Genomic DNA, 18,411 nt, shown 5'->3' with positions numbered 1-18,411 from the left:
CTCGCTTATCCCTCGCGGTAAAACCCAAGCCCTAGCTAGAGAAATACCCTATGCTCGATTAAAATCCTAGGCCCCAAGTGATAAAAAGCGACCCTTTCCGCTCCAATTGGAAGCCATTGACATCGTTCCTGACCGGCTGCACCCACTCGATACTTAGCCGATTGCCTTTCAAACCGCCTCCTAAGGTAGAAGCATTGAGGCCAAAACCCACATCCCAGAAACGCCCGCCATAGTTCTCTGGAAAATCCACCGGCGCCGACTGGGGGTCTGGCCCGTTGAATTGGTTCCTAATAGCTCCCTGAGTAGTATAAATGCCCCGGACCGAGGCAGACAGCCATTTGAACAGGCTATACCCTCCCCAAGCGGTAGCCTGAAAAATATCACCAAAGGCAAAACCGGAAGAGTTTTCGCTTTCCAGGCGAACGGTACCACTCAGTTGGCCGCCCCAAGACCAGCGATCCATCGAACCCGTATAAGTTAAATTAGGCAATAAATCCCAGGTACCGCTACCCAACTGCATGCCATAGTGAATGAATAAAGGCTTGCCAAAATCCGGGCTGCTCTCGTTAATTTCTTGACCTTCAACCTTAATACCCACATCCCCCGTCGGCGCGCTGATGCCCAATCCCAGATGGAGATGGTGTTGGGGCGACGCAAATAATTTAACCAGCGCAAATAACTGGGTATCACCCACGCCACCGGTCTCGTGCCCTCCGCTATCCGCCGCATGGAAGTGTCCGCCCACGGCCTCGGGATCAATGGGTGGTGCCCCTTCAAGCTTCCGTAAATCCATATTCATATCCATAAACATGGGCATTAGCATTAGATTCAGCCAATCGGTAGGCGCATACATGAGATGAAGCATATGCATATGCATATGCATGTCCGCCGAGTTTAGCTGGCAGGGTCTGTTACGGCAGGCATTATTGACAATGGTAAGGTCATCAACAGTCTGGGTACCGTGGAGCATATCGCCGCCCTGGCGGCTATACTGATAACGGTATCCCACCATAAATTCGCCGGCTGTCCCCAGCATATGGCTAAACATCACCCCGGCAGGGGCAAAATCACTGTGCCCCTCATGTCCCTTGGCATGATCATGCCCTCCTCCAGAATAAGTGAGAGCGGATAAATCCACTTTCAGCAGCGCGTTAGCCAGAAAATAATTGAAATCGGCAAAATCACCCACGCCTCCCCCTCCCAGCTTCAGAGAACTAGCGTGGGTATAGTATTCAAATCCTGCCTCCAAGGTGACCCCTTTGGCAAACTGCTTGCTCACTGTCACCCCACCGCTCAGAGCCCCAAAAGCAGATAACCGATGATCACTGGAAAAATGCTCCGGGGTAGGCAATTGGCTTTGATTAGGTAAAATTTCCGCTAATGAAAGGGGCTCCTGGCTGGCAATAAAGAAAGGACTATAGAAGTCCGCGGCACTTTGACTGTAATATCTGACCCGAGGGGTAATGATCCACCCTCCTCCCACAGGCTGCCCCCAGGAAGCGTCAAAGGTATGGGCGTTGATCCCCCAGTCATCATGAAAAAAACTGTAATTGAAATGCAAACCAGCATCTAGCCCCGCAAGATAACGGGTATAGCCCGCGCTCCAGGTGAACTGATTCCGCTCTTCAGGCCGTTTATCGTAACGGGTAAATAGCCATGCTTTCCCTGGGATATCCAGGGGGGTTAGAAAAGTGACTTCCTTATACGGGTTGGAGAGAAAACCTGAATTGTGGTTGTAACCAAAACTGGCTCGGAAGGTCGAGTTTTTATCCAGCACTTGAGTCAGGCTCAGGCTCGCTCCAATATCCGTTCGCCCATCATGGACCCGTACCGACCAATCGGGAAAATCTGGATTTATTCCACCTTTTGCGTCAACCGGAACCGAAGTCGCCCTAAAGCGGAAACGGCGAACATCAATAGTACTATCCGTATAGCTCACGCCTCCTGCCAAGGTGGTGAGTTTCTGATTAAAATCCCAGCGACCTCCTAGACTAAAATAGCGAGAATCATAGTCATCCTCCAGGGAAATTCCGCCCCCCACGTTCAGCGCCGCTTCATCCCACTCATAACCCATCCGGAAATCTCCCTGCTTGCGGGTTTCCGGCGAGGCTTCAGCCATGACATGTACCGTTTCATTGGTGGTTACCGTGTCAAAGGTATTCGGAATAGTTGCCTGTCCTTCCCCGGTACGGGTGTCATAATCAACAATACCTCCTTTGAGATCAGTAAAAGCCGAGGCCCCGGTTTCGGCATTGGGATTAAATTTGGTAACTGCCGCTGGAGCCGTAGTAATGGGGGTCGCCCCCACCCAAGTGTCCTGAATAAAATTAGCGCGGAAGGTCAAACGATCAGAGAGGTCGATTTCTCCAGAAGCCTGCAGACTATCCACCTGAATGTCATTATCCTTATCCCGGAATTGACTCTTCGTACCGCCACCTTCTTGATAACGGCCATACTGGAAATCGAATTCTCCCCCCTCGAAGGCGGCCTGGGACGGTAAGGGCATCAAGCCGGGCAGGGCCAGCGCGGCAGAAGTTAATGCCACTAATGAAGAGCTGGCCCGACACTTGGGAGAAGATACGCTAGGCTTTGGCTTAATAACAGCCACACCCTCCTCCTTCCGCGGAAGCGCCGCCGATAGCTGCCTCCCGGCCCCGGTAACTATGGGAACGCAAACTACTCTGCATGGGATAGGGGTCAGGCACCATCTGGGGTTTAGCCAGGTTACCCCGTTCCCATGGTGCTACCGGTGCGCAACCTGGTAGGTTTATGAGCACAAAAAATAGCAACAACAAAGTGTTTATCGTTCTTATTCGTCTTCTTATTAAAGTCTGGCGATTTTTTATCATATCTCTATTCCTCCTTATATCTAACACGCGCGAAACGAGTTATAGCGCTTCACCAAGCGCGTTGATTAAGCAACAATAGTGCTAAAAAAAGGAAGGAGAAACTTAAACCGTTAACAACGTATAAAACTAAGGATTAGCCGTATCTTCTTGTAAAAGTTTTTGCGTCCATGCCTCTAGCTCTTGCGTATCCCCCGAGCGAAATCCTAAGTGGATATGACGAATCACGCCCTTTCGGTCAATCAAAAAAGAAGAAGGCATGGCTTGAATATCAAATGACCGAGCGCATTGCTGATCGGGATCAACCACAATCTCAAAACGGGCCGGCACTCTCGCTAAAAAGTCTTGAGCGTCACTTAATTTCTCATCCACATTAATGCCCACAATATGCAGCCCTTGATCACTAAAACGCTGATGTAGATCATTTAAAAAAGGAAACGATTTAAGGCAAGGCGGGCACCAAGAAGCCCAGAAATCCACATAAACCACTTTTCCCTGCCATTGCGGGAGAGTCACTTCCCCTGCTTTCTCAAAAGGCTTCAACACGCAATCAGGCGCCTGTTGGCTAATCTCGGCAGCCATAGCCGTTGGGACGGCGGAAATAGCGACTAATAGCAAGTAAAAAAACACTAATCTAGGTTTATTCATGGCCTGGCGTACTTTAAATAAGCGGGTGTTATCCTGCCAAAACTAAATGCCCATGCGCCTCCCCAGGATTTCTTCCTCAGAAGAAATCCTGGGTTAGCGGCTTTTTGGGAGGCTATCGAAAAGTTAAAACAGGTGCGGTTACTGATCTTGTAAAATAAGAATGGAGGTGCCTGTATGGAGACCAACGCTGCTTTTGCAATGATACGACAGGAGATAATTTTTGGGACCATCTTTGAGTTTATGTACCATAACCTTATAAACCCCGTCGCCTCCGCCAACAAAAGCCGGGGGACCAGGATTTTTATCGTGGTTTTGAAACTCATCCGCCCTATAGGGATCGGAGGCCGTGCTGGCAACTGGTTCTCTTAGTATTACCGCACTCATCTTACCACCACCCTGCTCCACAGTGGCATCATATATTTGAACCTCAAGATAATCGGTGACCCCACCCGCATCGCTAGAACAGGTAACCAAGTAATAATCGGTGGCATTACCTTCAACACCCAAGGTACCGATCTGATCATGGGCTACCGCCTTAACACTGAGTCCCAACCCAGCGATCATCAGCATTACAATCCATTTATTTCTTAAAGCTGTAATTTTCATAAAATCCTTCCTCTCCTCGTACTACTCTATTTTCCCAAGCTTCATGCGAGCCAAATCGCGCACGACTCTGTCCTCATCATGAAGCGCCATCTCAAGTATAGCCCTGTTTTCTCCAGCGTTACTAACCGCCATCAGCCGCACCCCCACCTCGCTGTCATGCAAAGCTCCCCGTAGCACCGAGTCCCTCTCTGCATCATCCCGCCGGGTCAGTCCAAAAATGGCCTGTGCCCTAACACCTGGACTCGGGTCTTGCAAGGCCTCCGTTAAAACGCTTCTGACACCACCATCATCCTCGTCTTCTGCTACCAAGGCAAGGCGGGACACGGCTTCTTTTCGCCGCTTTGGATCAGGGGACCGGGAAAGAAGCACGAGTTTTTCCATCTCCTCTGGCTCCAAATGGAAAAACGCTTTTTGTTCCTCTTCCAATGGAAGCTGTTGCCCATCCGGAAAATGTTCCATGGCTTCGCAAACAGCTTGATCAGGGTTACGATTCAATGGGTGCGGTTCGCTTGGGGTCGAATTGAGCACCCATACTTCCCTAAGCAAAGGCTTTGAATCATTGGCAGAAGGCTTATCTTCGTACCGATAAACAAGATTCACTTCCTTGCCCAGGATGCATTTTAATACTTCCAGGGCGGTGCCCTCGCAAGTAGCTGTTACCCTTCTCTGGGAGAGAGAAGGAATATGGAGTTGAACGCCAGCTTGATCTTCAATGATCTTAAAAATTTGCGCCAAGGGTGCTTCCTTTACTTCCAGATGGAGAACGCCATGATTCATGGGAGCCCTCTCAATTCTTTCGCGATCAGAACCAGCAAAAGACTCTTCCCCATAAGCCCATGCATGGCTTGAAAGGAGCATTGCTAAAAGAAGAAATGCACGAAAAATCACTGCAACCCTCATGATGTTCCCACATTGCCCAATAAGCTTATCAGAAATTACTCACGGGGCGCTGTTCAAGCGCCCCGTGAGTAATTTTCATTTTATCACAAGCCGTTTCCTCGCCTCGGCTAGATGCCAGGAATAAAGCCTGGCATTGGCAAATATTGATCGATGTCTTCATCCGAAGGTTCCACGGCTACCTCATAACCCTCGCCGCAATTTTCCGGAAGAGGATTAGTCGTTAAATCCCGGTTGATGGTTAGCGTGGGCCAAAAATCGATAGAAACTACCCGCTCGTCATTAAATACTGGAGTCAGCCGCGCTATCCAGACATCCACTCGGCGTGCGCCTTCCCGGTGATGGCACCAGTTGGCTATCGCAACCCGCGCTCTCACCTTGGTAACGCAGGACTCCTCCACAAAAGTAACTCCTGAGACACGGAAAGGCAGTACGCCATCTAGATCGACCTGCAGCTCGCCATCGGTATAATGAACGCCTCTCACCACACCCGTTTCATCCCTCAACTCTTCGGTCGCATTAAAAACATCGCGGTTTTGAATGATCGCCGGGTTAATTAAGCCGCTTGCATGCATGCCGCCAATGAGCACATCTCCTAAGCTGATAGCTTCCCCGGTATCCATACGGGTGACAGCTGAATTAGGTCCAGTAGGAAAAGCCACCGACTGGGCAATGACTGGAAGAGAAGGTTTATCCTCAAACCCACAACCATGGGTGATATCAAAGCCCGTATACAGGCCGGTTCCTTCGGTCGCTTGATCTGTAATAATGGTATGGGCTAGCACAAGGGAGCTCGCGCCCCATAAAGCCAACAGTAGGGAAAAAAGCGTTATTTTTTTGGACACAAATAATCTCCTCATGTCACCTTTGGTGCCGTGAATAATATCTATTTTTTCAATAAAATTAGACGCATATAGGCATCTCTTAGTTCATTGGAATGATGATAGATTAATTTTATCTTTCCTGAATAGAGAGGAATAATGGAAAATAAAACTTAAATAGCGCTTAATCGGGGGCGGTGCCGATTAAGCGCTATCAACTATCTTTAAAAAGAACATGCGCAAGAGGTATCAAGGCAAGAACCATTCCATAAAAAGTTTTATTGCAAACACAATTACTTATAAAAATAATTCACGGGAGATCATAATAATTATGGTAAATGCCATAATTATTGTCCTAAAATACGGCATCTGCCGTATTTTTATAAATAAGGATTTGATTTTTATATATTTTATTTACAAAAATGAAAATTGCACTCACTACCTCTTCTCCAGCAATAATGGGAGCGCCACGCAGCGGCTCCAGAATGAAGCCTAAATAGTAAAAGTACGAATCGTAGCCACCGCTCCGCCGTTGGGATGGAAAGGAAGCATCATCAAAAATTATTACATGCGATAGTAACGGCACCATCTTGAACTATAATTTAGCCTTATGTGATCATGACGGTTTTTTCGCCTGAAGGCGAAGCTATCCTGGCTCTTTAAATATGTTTATCGGGCCGTCTTACTAATCTCTATTAAATTTAAGGAATACATATGCCTAAGGGAGCGACGTTTTTAATTGCTAGCTTTACCCTACTAGCCCTCCTCGGAAACGCGGCCATCGCAGAGGAACTCGAAACAGATGCCAAAAAATTAAGTTATCTGATCGGGTATCAATTCGGTCAAAATATGCAGCAACAAGGAATCGAATTGGATAAGCAAGCATTTATGCTTGCCCTTGAAGATGCATTGCAACAAACTCCCTCGCGACTTTCCCCGGAGCAAGCCAAGGCGGCAATGAACGCCGTACAACAACAAGCGCAGCAAAAGAGAACCGAAAGTGGAGAAAAAAATAAAGCAACGGGAAAAGATTTCTTAAAAACCAACAAAGAAAAGGAAGGAGTGGTCGAACTTCCCAATGGGTTGCAATATCGCATTATTGAACAAGGCGAAGGTAAAAAACCCGCTGCTGAAGATACCGTCGTAGTTAACTACCGGGGCACCCTGGTGGATGGCACGGTGTTCGACAGTTCCTACGAACGGGGGGAACCGGTTACCTTTAAGGTTAATGGCGTTATTAAAGGTTGGCAGCAAGCGCTGCAGTTAATGCCCGTGGGTTCTAAATGGAAGGTCTTCATCCCCTCTGACCTCGCTTATGGTGAGCGGGGTGCTGGCCGTCTTATTGGTCCCAACGAAACGCTTATTTTTGATATTGAGTTACTGGAAATTAAATAATACTACTACAAGGTCGCGGGCATTTCTTGCCCCGGCCTCTCTTCAATCCCTTGGTTTTAGAACTTTTCATTGCATGCTGTCGGTAAAAAATAAACGGCACATCCTTGTGCCGCATAAATGAATTAAAATTGTTATCCATAACAAATTAAGGGAGAGGAGGGTCAATCAAAGAGTCAAGCTCTGCTATAGAGCCTCTAATTTAAATAGCGTGAGTGATAAGTTTCATTGCTTTGCGACCCTTCTTATTAGGTAAGAGCTTTTTTACATGCATAGCGCTGATACATTCTTTCTGCCGTGTATCAAAAAATCCCACACAACCTTCACCCGTGACAAAATACCATCCCCGTTGTGCCGCGCAGCGAAAACGCATTTGCTTCCTCATGGCAACATGCCTCCTTTAGCGTCTTTCCCCCTATGGGCTTACATAAAGTTAACCACGATCCATACCAGCTTAAATTTTATAGAAATAACAAAGGGTTGAGTAAAATCGGTCCTGGCAGGCAGCTTAAAATGCGGCATTTCGCGTAATTTAATAGGGCAAAAGTCTAAAAACTTATCGTTTTACCTTTCTTGAGGCAGTTCGGTATAAGTTAAATGCTTCTAAACAGATATATGGCGAACAGTCTATAAATTGATTTAATTTTGATATTGAGCAACAAATGCATCCATGCGTTTCACGGCCTAAAAACGCTTAACGTTATCAAAGCCGAACTCAACTCTTCGAAAAGAATACTCTCCTGTTCAGTATGATGATCGTCAGCCTGAAGCTTATATTTAAGCCTTATCTATATAAAAATAAGTTAATAAATTTAACAATATCCTGAATCCTGATTTTGAAAGTAAAAATCAGCATGGTACGGTAAATGGAATCTGCAAGTATCGATGGTCTAGGCGTTCGTACCATTAGCCCGTTGGAGATCGGTACGCTGCGCGATATCAGCTACACCAATTTCGTCATCGCGGCCACTGTATCGGAACCATCGCCGATCTATCTAATGATTAGGGCTCTGGGTCTGAGGCTGAGGGCTCGTAACAGAACAGATTAAGCACGTAGATAACTTTCCGAGCCTACTATCCTAAACCAGCCGTTATGGCTGGCTGGTTTATTTAAAGATTTGAAGCGCATCAAACTGCCTATTTATTGGCACTCGCCCTCCTCCCCGTCTTAACCATCATAACCCCCAGCCTGCTCCAGGCGAGAAAAATTCTCTTAGGCATCAACAGTAGTCATGGCATCTCTCTGCAAGCGCTTCTGGGCCGAGGAATTTAAAAAAGTAGCTTGAGTCCGCTGGGATGACGCACCAGGATCGAATAATTTTCTTTACGGCGGGAGACCCATCCCCGAACTTCCAGTTGTTTTTCCAGATAGCGCTCAAGCTTTCCGAAAAGATTTAATTGCGCTTGGGGAATGCGCACCTCTACCTGCTTACTAAAAACCAAGCGGACATACTTGCGGCTCGAGCGGATCGCTACTGGAGTTCCTTGATAACGTCGCCAACCTCGTTGATATCCCTCCTGGGGAATCGCTAAAATCGGCCGGGGGGCATAGTCTGGCATATTCCAAAGCCCCCGCCGGGCTGCTTCGGCGCGCTCCTGCGCCTGCGCCAGTTGAGTGCCATACTTGAGATTGGGAGGAAAAATACTGACCACGGCCAAGCCTTCCTCCACCAAGAGAAGGTTAAGGTGTTTCCCCTCTACGGTAAAGACATGGGCTAGCAAGCGTTGATAATGATCATGTCGCTCTTGATCAAATTCAAGCCGTACCTTCTGCCCTTCAATACGTTGCCGCAACCAATCCCGGGCCGAGCCGCCCCCTACTTGCTCCGCCCGGTAACGGCCCTCAACCTCCGGCGTATCGATCCCTAATAACCGAACCCGGATATCCCCCTTGAGCAGGAGGGTATCGCCATCATATACCCGCTGAACATAGTAAAAGGGTGCCGCAAGCTTATTAAGTTTTAACTCTTGAGCACCCGGCTGGGGACGATCACTGTAGTGGGTGCGGCCTGTCGAGTCTATCCAGCGAAATACCGCCGCCTCTGAGGAGACAAACACCAATGAAGCGAGTACTCCCAGCAATAGAATTTTACCGGCAGTCATCAACCTAGCCGGAATATTGATGTTTTTTCCTATGCAGAAAGGAGTTATGCGCTAGCTTACGCGGTCAGATAATGAAGCACGATTCCTCCGAATATAACGGCTCCAAAAACATTATTATTAAGAAATGCCCGGAAATATTGGGCTGGTTCCCGACTCCGAAGCAAATACTGCTGATAACCCGCCAACCCTGCGGCAATTACTAAGCCAAAATAATAATAAAACCCTAATTCTTCCCGATATCCTATCCAGAATAGGAGCAACAGCAACGCCCCTTGCAGGAGAGTAGTCATCAGCCAATCATCCTCCCCAAACAGGATAGCGGTGGATTTAACACCAATGAGTAGATCATCTTCTCGATCCACCATGCCATAGAAAGTGTCATATACTGTCGCCCACAATACTGTGGCCATAAAGAGCAGCCACGCCACAAGGGGCACCGCTCCCGTTTGAGCTGCAAAAGCCATGGGCACCGCCCAACCAAAAGCAGCCCCTAGGTAAGCCTGGGGCCAATGGGTGTAACGCTTCATGAAAGGATAGGTCGCAGCCAGTAAAGCGCCAGCAAAAGAGAGTCCTATCGTCAGCGGATTAAGCAGCAGAACTAGTCCAAAGGCTACGAGGCATAGTCCCGCGAATAGAAGCAAAGCCTCTTGGGGACGCACCTTACCCGTAGCCAAAGGACGGTTAATCGTGCGCTTTACATGGGGATCGAAAGCGCGATCGGCAAAATCATTGATAACGCATCCTGCAGAACGCATAAGCGCTACGCCGGCCACAAATACCAGCAACACTTTGGGATCGGGTTGGCCCGCGCTGGCAATCCACAAAGCCCACAAGGTGGGCCATAACAATAAAAAAATACCCACGGGACGATCCAACCGCATTAATTGAGCATATATTACAAGACGTTGTTTCATAATAGAAAATAAGAGAACATAATAAAATTAAGGATTTCTACACTTCCCCATACCGGTTTTCTTCCCCGAGCCAGCGACTAATTAAAGAAGCGACTTGCGCAGGATAGCGCTGCTGAAATCGGTCTGCTACCTGTCCTACGCTTACCAATAACTCCTGGTCCCGCATAAGATTAGCCACCCGATATTGGGGCAAACCCGTTTGGCGGGTTCCTAGTACCTCGCCAGGACCGCGAAGCTCAAGATCGCGGCGTGCGATCTCAAAGCCATCGTTAGTCGCCCGCAAACAAGCTAGCCGTGCCCGGCTCAGCTCGGATAACGGTCCATGATACAACAGTACACAATAGCTATCCGCCGCACCGCGGCCAACCCGCCCCCGCAACTGATGCAGTTGAGAAAGCCCCAGGCGCTCGGCATTTTCGATGATCATCAAACTGGCGTTCGGAACATCCACCCCCACCTCAATCACCGTAGTGGCCACCAAAAGATGAAGAATGCCTGATTTAAAGGCGGCCATGGTGCGCTCTTTCTCCTGCGTCTTCATCCGGCCATGAATAAGCCCGATGCGTAACTCAGGCAGTGCCTCAGCAAGCTCCGCCGCTGATTCCTCCGCGGCCTGCGCCTGTAAGCTATCGGATTCTTCAATCAGGGTACAAACCCAATAGGCCTGTCTGCCCGCTCTGCAGGCCCAGCGCACTCTGGCCACTACCTCGTCGCGGCGACGGTCCGAGGCTACCGCAGTAGCAACAGGAATACGTCCGGGGGGTAATTGGTCAATCACCGACGTGTCCAGATCGGCATAGGCCGTCATGGCCAAGGTACGGGGGATAGGCGTGGCAGTCATAATCAATTGATGGGGGCAGCTATTGCCATAGCGACCCTTCTCCCGCAGCGCCAAACGCTGCTCAACGCCAAAGCGGTGTTGCTCATCCACTACCACTAAACCTAGATTATGAAAATTGACCCCCTCCTGAAACAGCGCATGGGTACCCACCGCAACGGCTGTTTCTCCACCTTCGAGCCGCTCCAAACTTTCCCGCCGCGCTTTTGCAGTTCTTTTCGCAGCCAGCCATTCCACCTTAATGTCAGAAGGGCAAAACCAGTCTTGCAAGACGCGCAGATGCTGCTCCGCCAGTAACTCAGTAGGAGCCATCAGCACCGCTTGGTATCCGGCCTCAACCGCCTGCAAAATGGCCAGGGCAGCGACTACCGTTTTACCGGAACCCACATCCCCCTGAAGTAGGCGCTGCATGGGCGATTCCTGGGCCATATCCGCCAAGATTTCTTGGGCGACTTGGCTTTGGGCTGCCGTCAACGGAAAAGGAAGCGTAGCCAAAAAGCGTTGTTGCAACCGCCCTTCGCTGGAGAGAAGTGGCGCCTGGAGACAGGAGGTTCGTAAACGTAATTGCCGTAGACTTAAATGGTGCGCCAGCAATTCTTCAAAAGCTAGCCGCTGCTGCACGGGATGTTTCCCCTCGGCAAGCAAGTCCAAGGGAGCATCAGGCGGCGGCTGATGAAGATACATAAGCGCCTCGCTTAAAGTGGGCAAACCAATCCCTGCTAGAAACCCTGACGGGACATGATCAATGATTCCCTCTTCGCCCAGATCTTTAAGCACCCCTTGAATAAGATCCCTCAAACTGGATTGGCGCAACCCTTCCGTAACAGGGTAGACAGGGGTCAGATAAGCCTCAGTGACCGCTGGCCTATCCTCCGAGAGACGGTGATAGTCAGGATGGACCATTTCTAGGCCCGCAGCGCCCTGCCGCGGTTCACCGAAGCAGCGTACCCGCGCTCCCGGAGTCAATAAGTTTTGCTGCCAGGCCGAGAAATGAAAAAAACGCAGAAAGATCTTTCCCGTTCTATCGCTTAAAGAACAGAGCAAGGACTGGCGACGCCCTGGGCGAAGTTCACACAACTGAATTTCTCCCTCGATCAATGCCTCCCTGCCTTTTTGTAAGAGGCTAATGGGGGCTACCCGGGTGCGATCCTGGTAACGCTGAGGGAGATGGAAGAGCAAATCCTGGACTTTACAAAGCCCTAGCCTAGCTAGCCGATTAGCTAGACTAGGGCCCACGCCCTTGAGCGTGGTGACTGGAGTAGCTAAAGTTAGGGGGCTGTGGCGGCTACCCCGACTCTCAATAGAGTTGGATTTTTCACTCGTCAAGGTGGACAATGGCATCCATTTCCACCGCGGCACCCTTGGGGAGAGCAGCCACCCCGATAACCGCACGGGCAGGATAAGGAGGCTGGAAGTAGCCTTCCATAGTAGTATTCACGAGAGGAAAGTGGGCTAAATCGGTGAGGTAAATATTTAACTTTGCTATCTGGGCTAGATCACCCCCCGCAGCTTCAACGACTGCTTTAAGATTCTCAAAAACTTGCTGGATTTGGGCTTCCATGCTTCCTTCCACCAACTCCATCGTCTTAGGTACCAGGGGTATTTGGCCGGAAAGATACACAACCTTACCTACCTTCACCGCCTGAGAATAAGTGCCAATAGCACGGGGGGCATGAGCCGTCTCGATCACGTTGCGGGACATGGGGGACTCCTTCAAGGGATCATCATTCAATGCTTGCCACGAACGATACGCAGCACCATATCGAGAGTCCGGAGCCGCCGCATAATATGCGCTAGCTGGTAACGGCTCCGGACTTCCAGGGTAAACAGAATGCTACAGATAGTACCCTCCTGATCATCGAGGCTGACATTATCAATATTGGTGTTGGTATCAGAGATGGTGGCGGCCACGGTGGCAAGCACACCACGGCGGTTTTCTACATCCACCCGGATTTCCACCGGAAACTCGGCCTGTACCTCCTCGGCCCATTCCACTTCGGTCCAGCATTCAGGCCGGCCTCTGAATTCAGCCAGATTTTTACACCGCTCCGTATGAATCACGATCCCCCGCCCCGCAGTGACGAAACCGCGAATAGGATCACCTGGAATGGGACGGCAACATTTAGCAAAAGTGAGTACCATTCCTTCGGTTCCCTTAATTCTTAAGGGCTGCCGAGCGGAATCACCAGCCTCCAGTTTTTTTTCTTCTTCTTTTGCTTCCCGATCCGATACCAAACGCCGGGCAACGAGCAAGGCGGGGCGGTTGCCAAGCCCAACGGCCTCCAGGAGCTGATCGAGATTTTCTAGTCCGAATTCCTTAAGGAGAAACTGCAGGCGATCCGGGAAGATATCATCCAACGTCAGGGAATAGCTCAAAAGCTGCCTATTCAGCAAGCGTAAGCCTAGCTCGATCGACTCCTCCCGTTTTAAATTTTTAAGATAACCCCGAATACTGGCCCGTGCTTTACCAGTCACCACAAAGTTAAGCCAATAGGGGCTAGGCCGAGCTGTGGGAGCGGTGATAATTTCTATATTTTGCCCGTTCTCAAGGGGAGTGGATAAAGGCACAAGCCGTCGGTCAATCTTAGCAGCAATGCAACGATTACCCACATCCGTGTGTACCGCATAGGCAAAATCTACTGCTGTGGCGCCCCGGACCAGAATCATAATCTTACCGCGGGGAGTAAACACGTAGACTTCATCGGGGAATAGATCGACTTTAACATTCTCGAGAAATTCCAGGGAATCTCCCGCATTTTGCTGCATTTCCAGCAAACCTTTAAGCCATACCCGCGCCCGATGTTGAGCCCGTTCACCACCAGATTTATATAACCAATGGGCAGCAATCCCTGCCTCCGCCACCCGGTCCATATCATGTGTCCGGATCTGGGCTTCAATCGGCACGCCATGGGGGCCAAACAAAACAGTATGCAAGGACTGATAGCCATTGGCCTTGGGGATAGCTATATAATCCTTGAATTTACCAGGAACAGGTTTGTAAAGATTATGAATAACTCCCAATGCACGGTAACACGTATCCGCCGAGTCCACGGTAATACGAAGGGCATAAATATCCATTATTTCGGCAAGAGAATGGCGTTTATCTCGCATCTTAACATAGAGGCTATAAAGGCTTTTCTCTCGCCCTTCGACCAGCCCTGCCGGCCCTTCTTGAGCTAGCCTTTGGGCAGTCGTAGCCTGAATAGTCTTTACGATTTCCTTGCGGTTCCCCCGGGCCCGCCTGACCGCCGCATCCAAAACCCGATAACGGAGCGGATAGAGCATTTGAAAGCCTAAATCTTGCAGCTCCCGGCGAATGCCGTCCATTCCCAAGCGATTGGCAATAGGCGCATAGATTTCCAAGGTTTCGCGGGCAATACGGCGTTGCTTTTCCCGCGCTACATAACCCAATGTGCGCATATTATGGAGGCGGTCGGCCAATTTCAGCAGAATGACCCGGATGTCCCGAGTCATAGCCAATAGCATCTTGCGTAAATTCTCCGCTTGCGCATGCTCGCGGGAGGCAGCATTAATCTGGGCAAGCTTGCTGACCCCATCCACTAGCTCAGCAACCTCCTCACTAAAATATTGGGCCAGGTCAGCCTTCGTAGCGCCCGTATCCTCTAAAACATCATGCAGCAGGGCGGCCATGACACACTGATGATCCATGTGCATTTCCGCCATAATTCCCGCCACTGCCAGGGGATGGGTAATATAAGGTTCGCCAGAGCGGCGTTTCTGCTCTCCATGAGCGGCAGCGGCGAAATCATAGGCGCGCCGAATTTCACTTTGCAAGCCCGAATCAAGATAGTCCGCTACACTCGTGCAAAGACTATCGATACTCCCAGGCGCTGGCAAAACACTGCTCTTGGAGAGCTGCGGCTCCTTAAGAGGTGAATCAGCAAAAATTTGGGTTGGAGTACTCAGGATTCCTCCCGCACTTCTTCTTCGCTTACGTGCGACTCTTCAGCATGTTCCCGGGCGCTGGCCGTATCCATAACGCCTACATCAATATGGCCTTCCGCAATTTCGCGCAAGGCGACCACTGTAGGCTTATCATTATCCCAAGGCACTGTGGGCGTGGCTCCCATGGCTAGTTGCCGCGCCCGCTTAGCTGCTGCCAAAACTAATAAAAAGCGATTATTAATATTATCAACGCAATCTTCAACCGTTAGTCGCGCCATGGTTGGCCGTTCTCCTCTGTTGCTCTAAACTATAAGACTAAGCAAAAGGCATTTTGCTCCCATGCTTATTATAATGCTTAAAGATCTCCCAAACAGGCACTTTTTTCCCAAAGAAAATTTTCACCCTAATAGCTCGCCTAATAGGGATTTTAACTTTTTCTCTTGCCGTAAACGCAGCAAACGCCGACTTTGAACAATAGTCATCAAATCCGCACATGCTACCTCAAAGTTATCATTGACCACCAGGTAATCAAACTCATTATAGTGAGAAATCTCGGCACACGCGTCCCCCATCCGGCGGGCAACCACGGCTTCCGTATCTTGTCCCCGGAGGCGCAGCCTGTGCTCTAGGGTCTCCCGGGAAGGGGGCAAAATAAAGATGCTCACACAGTGAGGAAATTGCGCTTGCACCTGGCGTCTTCCCTGCCAATCAATCTCGAGAATGACATCCAAGCCTTGCGCCAAAAGCGGAAGCACGCTTTTTTTGGCTGTACCGTAGCGATGTCCAAACACTTGGGCATGCTCTAAGAAACCACCTCCCCGCTGCATGGTTTCAAAGATGGCTTCGGTAACAAAGTGATAATCCATTCCATCTCGTTCTCCTGGCCGCGGAGGACGGGTTGTATGAGAAATGGAAAGGCGAATATCGGCTATCGAGGCTGCCAGCGCCTTGACCAAGCTGGTTTTCCCAGCGCCGGAGGGAGCTGCAACGATAAATAGGCTGCCAGACATAATTCGTTATTTTTAGAAAAACCTTAAACGCAAAGAAGGTATCCATAAAACTACTCAGCAGCCAAACTGGCCAACCCGGAGCATTTGAGGTGAACGCTAAGCCCTCTCTATACCTCAAACACACTTACTTTAACGGAAAGCCACGGAATTCTCCATCCATCATCTTCACGGAGAACATAGCAACCTTCAAACCGGTTCCCTCGTTGCACGATCCGTGGAGGGTCGATAGGCCCGGAATGGGTGTAAGCCACTTGCAGGCTACTGCTTAAAATCCCATCTACAAGCACTCAAGTTTTTCAATGCTAAATGATGGCACCCATTATGACGAGTTATAGAAACGACGATGCAGCTCATGCACCTGCTCGACAAGGCTTGGAGCTGGACCCTCTACCGCTACACCGGGAACAACCTCGCGGATTGGCAGAGTTCGCACAGGAGGTGCTGGAACACCGAGATCAGTGAGCCATGTTGCCAATTGCTCGGAGGAACTTACATACACGATACGCCCGAGCCCGACCCAGCCATGGGCTGCGGCACACATTGGACAATGCTCGCCGGAGGTGTAGACGGTTGCTGCTACTCTGGCCTCCGGGGACATATTCGCCGCAGCCCACCGTGCAATTTCAAACTCTGGATGACGGGTCCGATCGCCCGAGGCTACCCGGTTGCGGTCCTCAAAAAGCACCTTCCCGTCCGCCGCAACAAGTACAGAGCCGAACGGCTCATCACCCGATTCCAGTGCCTTAGCTGCGAGTTCTACACAGCGTCGCAGGTACTGCATATCTGAATCTTTAATCATCTATTGTCGAATTCTGATTCTGGTTTCCTCAACTACGATGAGTGATCCTACCATTAGCTCTATATCAAGCAACAACATCCGTTCCAGCAATCTAATGACTTTAATGCTAAGGCGGGAAGATATTATATTGTCTGATTACTACGGGAATTCGAAAGGATACACTGGCTGGTGACGAGTTTGCCTTAAGGCGCCCTTGTAAATTCTCGCTACAGCACACTGGAGGCAAAATCAGCGAGGCGGGAGCGCTCCCCCCGCAGCAGAGTAATATGACCGCTGTACTCCCAGTTTTTAAAGTAATCGACCACATAGGTCAAACCGGAAGTAGTTTCCGTTAGGTAAGGCGTATCGATCTGAGCGATGTTACCCAGGCAAACAATTTTAGTGCCAGGCCCGGCACGGGTGATCAAAGTTTTCATTTGCTTGGAAGTGAGATTTTGCGCCTCATCGAGAATAATAAATTTGTTGAGAAAAGTGCGCCCGCGCATAAAATTGAGAGAACGGATCTTGATCCGATTTTGCAGCAAATCATTGGTAGCGGCCCGGGCCCATTCCCCACCCATATCCGGTTTGGCTAGCACTTCCAGGTTATCCATGAGCGCCCCCATCCAGGGGGTCATTTTTTCTTCTTCCGTGCCAGGTAAAAAACCAATGTCCTCACCAAGAGGAACCGTCACCCGGGTCATGATAATCTCCCGATAATGCTTGGTTTCCAGGGTTTGGGCAAGCCCGGCGGCCAGGGTAAGTAAAGTCTTACCAGTCCCAGCCATTCCCAGGAGGGTTACAAAATCTATTTCTGGATCAAGAAGCAGATTAAGGGCGAAATTCTGCTCCCGGTTCCGGGCGGAAATACCCCAGACCGTATGGCGGGAAGAACGATAATCCTGGGCCAGCTCAATAACGGCGGTATCGCTTTCCCGGCTGCGTACCAGGGCTTCGAAACCGTGCTCCTCTCCTGGATAAAGACACTGATTGGGATACCACTCCGCCACCAGGGGGCCTTTAATTCGGTAAAAAGTACGCCCCCGTTCGTTCCAGGAATCCATGGCCTTCCCGTGGGTTCCCCAGAAATCGTGGGGAAGCTCAAAACTGCCAGTATAGAGCAGATCCACATCGTCCAGAACTTTATCGTTATAATAATCCTCGGCGTGGATACCCAACACAGTGGCTTTAATACGGAGATTAATATCCTTGGAGACCAAGGTGACCGTATGGTCCGGGTGCACCTCCTGCAGAGCCATAGCAGTGCCGAGAATGCTATTATCGGGCTTCTGGCCCGGCATGGCTTCCGGCAGGTCGACATTCAATGCGTGGGTCTGGAAAAAAAGGCGCCCACTGATCTCTGCTGTTCTCCCATTTCCGGAGTGGAGGGTAGCCGGCAGCGGGAGGCCCTGATTAATTTCCTCGGGGGATTCGATTTGCTCCAGCAAATCATCTAAAAAACGGGTTGCCTGGCGTACATTGCGGGCGACTTCCGAGAGTCCCTTCTTGGCCGAATCCAATTCCTCTAGCACAATCATGGGCAGATAAATATCATGTTCCTGGAAACGAAAAATAGCCGCGGGATCGTGCATGAGCACATTGGTGTCGAGGACAAAAAGGCGTTTATCAGCAGAAGACGTTTGGCTCACCCT

Annotated in this window: 18 protein-coding genes; 1 reads left to right on the top strand and 17 read right to left on the bottom strand. The window is 49.9% G+C overall.

Going from position 1 to position 18,411, the window contains the following annotated elements:
- Positions 1-58 precede the first annotated feature (58 nt).
- From NWAT_RS05470 to NWAT_RS05440, 7 genes are all read right to left on the bottom strand, one after another.
- Positions 59-2,608, bottom strand: coding sequence for a DUF3570 domain-containing protein (locus tag NWAT_RS05470; RefSeq protein WP_013220146.1), 2,550 nt, complete (start codon positions 2,606-2,608; stop codon positions 59-61).
- Complete coding sequence (locus NWAT_RS05465; RefSeq protein ID WP_013220145.1) at positions 2,595-2,849, bottom strand: DUF4266 domain-containing protein; 255 nt, start codon at positions 2,847-2,849, stop codon at positions 2,595-2,597. Before NWAT_RS05465 ends, NWAT_RS05470 begins: the two co-directional genes overlap by 14 nt.
- A 126-nt stretch (positions 2,850-2,975) precedes the next feature.
- Positions 2,976-3,494 (bottom strand): TlpA family protein disulfide reductase, encoded by a 519-nt coding sequence (locus NWAT_RS05460; protein WP_013220144.1) that lies wholly within the window; start codon positions 3,492-3,494, stop codon positions 2,976-2,978.
- Between the two features lie 138 nt (positions 3,495-3,632).
- Complete coding sequence (locus NWAT_RS05455; RefSeq protein ID WP_013220143.1) at positions 3,633-4,100, bottom strand: hypothetical protein; 468 nt, start codon at positions 4,098-4,100, stop codon at positions 3,633-3,635.
- A 21-nt stretch (positions 4,101-4,121) separates the two neighbouring features.
- Positions 4,122-4,877: a HEAT repeat domain-containing protein gene (locus NWAT_RS05450; RefSeq protein ID WP_232420215.1), complete on the bottom strand. Its 756-nt coding sequence runs from the start codon at positions 4,875-4,877 to the stop codon at positions 4,122-4,124.
- 230 nt (positions 4,878-5,107) lie between these two features.
- Positions 5,108-5,842 carry a hypothetical protein gene (locus NWAT_RS05445; protein WP_013220141.1) on the bottom strand — a complete coding sequence of 245 codons (735 nt, stop codon included), beginning with the start codon at positions 5,840-5,842 and terminating at the stop codon, positions 5,108-5,110.
- Positions 5,843-6,173: 331 nt separating this feature from the next.
- Complete coding sequence (locus NWAT_RS05440) at positions 6,174-6,407, bottom strand: hypothetical protein (RefSeq protein ID WP_013220140.1); 234 nt, start codon at positions 6,405-6,407, stop codon at positions 6,174-6,176.
- A 125-nt stretch (positions 6,408-6,532) separates the two neighbouring features.
- On the opposite strand from NWAT_RS05440, the gene NWAT_RS05435 reads away from it, so the two are divergent.
- Complete coding sequence (locus tag NWAT_RS05435; protein ID WP_013220139.1) at positions 6,533-7,213, top strand: FKBP-type peptidyl-prolyl cis-trans isomerase; 681 nt, start codon at positions 6,533-6,535, stop codon at positions 7,211-7,213.
- A gap of 199 nt (positions 7,214-7,412) precedes the next feature.
- Here NWAT_RS05435 and NWAT_RS16955 read toward each other — a convergent pair whose 3' ends face one another.
- The 10 genes from NWAT_RS16955 to NWAT_RS05390 form a co-directional block, all read right to left on the bottom strand.
- The gene (locus NWAT_RS16955) at positions 7,413-7,595 is read right to left on the bottom strand and encodes a hypothetical protein (protein WP_013220138.1); all 183 of its coding nucleotides are present in this window, start codon (positions 7,593-7,595) and stop codon (positions 7,413-7,415) included.
- An 884-nt stretch (positions 7,596-8,479) separates the two neighbouring features.
- Positions 8,480-9,313: a thermonuclease family protein gene (locus NWAT_RS05430; protein ID WP_013220136.1), complete on the bottom strand. Its 834-nt coding sequence runs from the start codon at positions 9,311-9,313 to the stop codon at positions 8,480-8,482.
- 56 nt (positions 9,314-9,369) lie between these two features.
- Positions 9,370-10,227, bottom strand: coding sequence for a 4-hydroxybenzoate octaprenyltransferase (ubiA, locus tag NWAT_RS05425; protein WP_013220135.1), 858 nt, complete (start codon positions 10,225-10,227; stop codon positions 9,370-9,372).
- A 37-nt stretch (positions 10,228-10,264) separates the two neighbouring features.
- On the bottom strand, positions 10,265-12,406 hold the full coding sequence (gene recG / locus NWAT_RS05420; RefSeq protein ID WP_013220134.1) for an ATP-dependent DNA helicase RecG: 2,142 nt from the start codon (positions 12,404-12,406) through the stop codon (positions 10,265-10,267).
- Positions 12,381-12,767 carry a Rid family detoxifying hydrolase gene (locus NWAT_RS05415; protein WP_013220133.1) on the bottom strand — a complete coding sequence of 129 codons (387 nt, stop codon included), beginning with the start codon at positions 12,765-12,767 and terminating at the stop codon, positions 12,381-12,383. The genes recG and NWAT_RS05415 overlap by 26 nt, the downstream gene beginning before the upstream one ends.
- Positions 12,768-12,793: 26 nt before the next feature.
- The gene (locus tag NWAT_RS05410) at positions 12,794-14,923 is read right to left on the bottom strand and encodes a RelA/SpoT family protein (protein WP_013220132.1); all 2,130 of its coding nucleotides are present in this window, start codon (positions 14,921-14,923) and stop codon (positions 12,794-12,796) included.
- Positions 14,924-14,988: 65 nt separating this feature from the next.
- On the bottom strand, positions 14,989-15,249 hold the full coding sequence (gene rpoZ, locus NWAT_RS05405) for a DNA-directed RNA polymerase subunit omega (RefSeq protein ID WP_013220131.1): 261 nt from the start codon (positions 15,247-15,249) through the stop codon (positions 14,989-14,991).
- Between the two features lie 120 nt (positions 15,250-15,369).
- Positions 15,370-15,981: a guanylate kinase gene (gene gmk, locus NWAT_RS05400; RefSeq protein ID WP_013220130.1), complete on the bottom strand. Its 612-nt coding sequence runs from the start codon at positions 15,979-15,981 to the stop codon at positions 15,370-15,372.
- 319 nt (positions 15,982-16,300) lie between these two features.
- Positions 16,301-16,780 carry a nucleoside deaminase gene (locus NWAT_RS05395; RefSeq protein ID WP_013220129.1) on the bottom strand — a complete coding sequence of 160 codons (480 nt, stop codon included), beginning with the start codon at positions 16,778-16,780 and terminating at the stop codon, positions 16,301-16,303.
- A 206-nt stretch (positions 16,781-16,986) separates the two neighbouring features.
- Positions 16,987-18,408 carry a PhoH family protein gene (locus NWAT_RS05390; RefSeq protein ID WP_013220128.1) on the bottom strand — a complete coding sequence of 474 codons (1,422 nt, stop codon included), beginning with the start codon at positions 18,406-18,408 and terminating at the stop codon, positions 16,987-16,989.
- Between the last annotated feature and the right edge of the window lie 3 nt (positions 18,409-18,411).

The sequence above is a fragment of the Nitrosococcus watsonii C-113 genome, assembly GCF_000143085.1.
Lineage (GTDB): Bacteria > Pseudomonadota > Gammaproteobacteria > Nitrosococcales > Nitrosococcaceae > Nitrosococcus > Nitrosococcus watsonii.
The sequence above is the reverse complement of the archived record's forward strand: the minus strand, read 5'-3'. Positions and strand labels throughout refer to the sequence as shown.

Bases quoted from the DNA above. Each gene is read 5' to 3' on its own strand.
- gmk (WP_013220130.1), bottom strand. From the start codon at position 15,981: ATGTCTGGCAGCCTATTTATCGTTGCAGCTCCCTCCGGCGCTGGGAAA.
- ubiA (WP_013220135.1), bottom strand. From the start codon at position 10,227: ATGAAACAACGTCTTGTAATATATGCTCAATTAATGCGGTTGGATCGT.
- NWAT_RS05455 (WP_013220143.1), bottom strand. From the start codon at position 4,100: ATGAAAATTACAGCTTTAAGAAATAAATGGATTGTAATGCTGATGATC.
- rpoZ (WP_013220131.1), bottom strand. From the start codon at position 15,249: ATGGCGCGACTAACGGTTGAAGATTGCGTTGATAATATTAATAATCGC.
- NWAT_RS05450 (WP_232420215.1), bottom strand. From the start codon at position 4,877: ATGAATCATGGCGTTCTCCATCTGGAAGTAAAGGAAGCACCCTTGGCG.
- NWAT_RS05465 (WP_013220145.1), bottom strand. From the start codon at position 2,849: ATGATAAAAAATCGCCAGACTTTAATAAGAAGACGAATAAGAACGATA.
- NWAT_RS05440 (WP_013220140.1), bottom strand. From the start codon at position 6,407: ATGGTGCCGTTACTATCGCATGTAATAATTTTTGATGATGCTTCCTTT.
- recG (WP_013220134.1), bottom strand. From the start codon at position 12,406: ATGCCATTGTCCACCTTGACGAGTGAAAAATCCAACTCTATTGAGAGT.
- NWAT_RS05430 (WP_013220136.1), bottom strand. From the start codon at position 9,313: ATGACTGCCGGTAAAATTCTATTGCTGGGAGTACTCGCTTCATTGGTG.
- NWAT_RS05415 (WP_013220133.1), bottom strand. From the start codon at position 12,767: ATGTCCCGCAACGTGATCGAGACGGCTCATGCCCCCCGTGCTATTGGC.
- NWAT_RS05435 (WP_013220139.1), top strand. From the start codon at position 6,533: ATGCCTAAGGGAGCGACGTTTTTAATTGCTAGCTTTACCCTACTAGCC.
- NWAT_RS16955 (WP_013220138.1), bottom strand. From the start codon at position 7,595: ATGAGGAAGCAAATGCGTTTTCGCTGCGCGGCACAACGGGGATGGTAT.
- NWAT_RS05395 (WP_013220129.1), bottom strand. From the start codon at position 16,780: ATGATTAAAGATTCAGATATGCAGTACCTGCGACGCTGTGTAGAACTC.
- NWAT_RS05460 (WP_013220144.1), bottom strand. From the start codon at position 3,494: ATGAATAAACCTAGATTAGTGTTTTTTTACTTGCTATTAGTCGCTATT.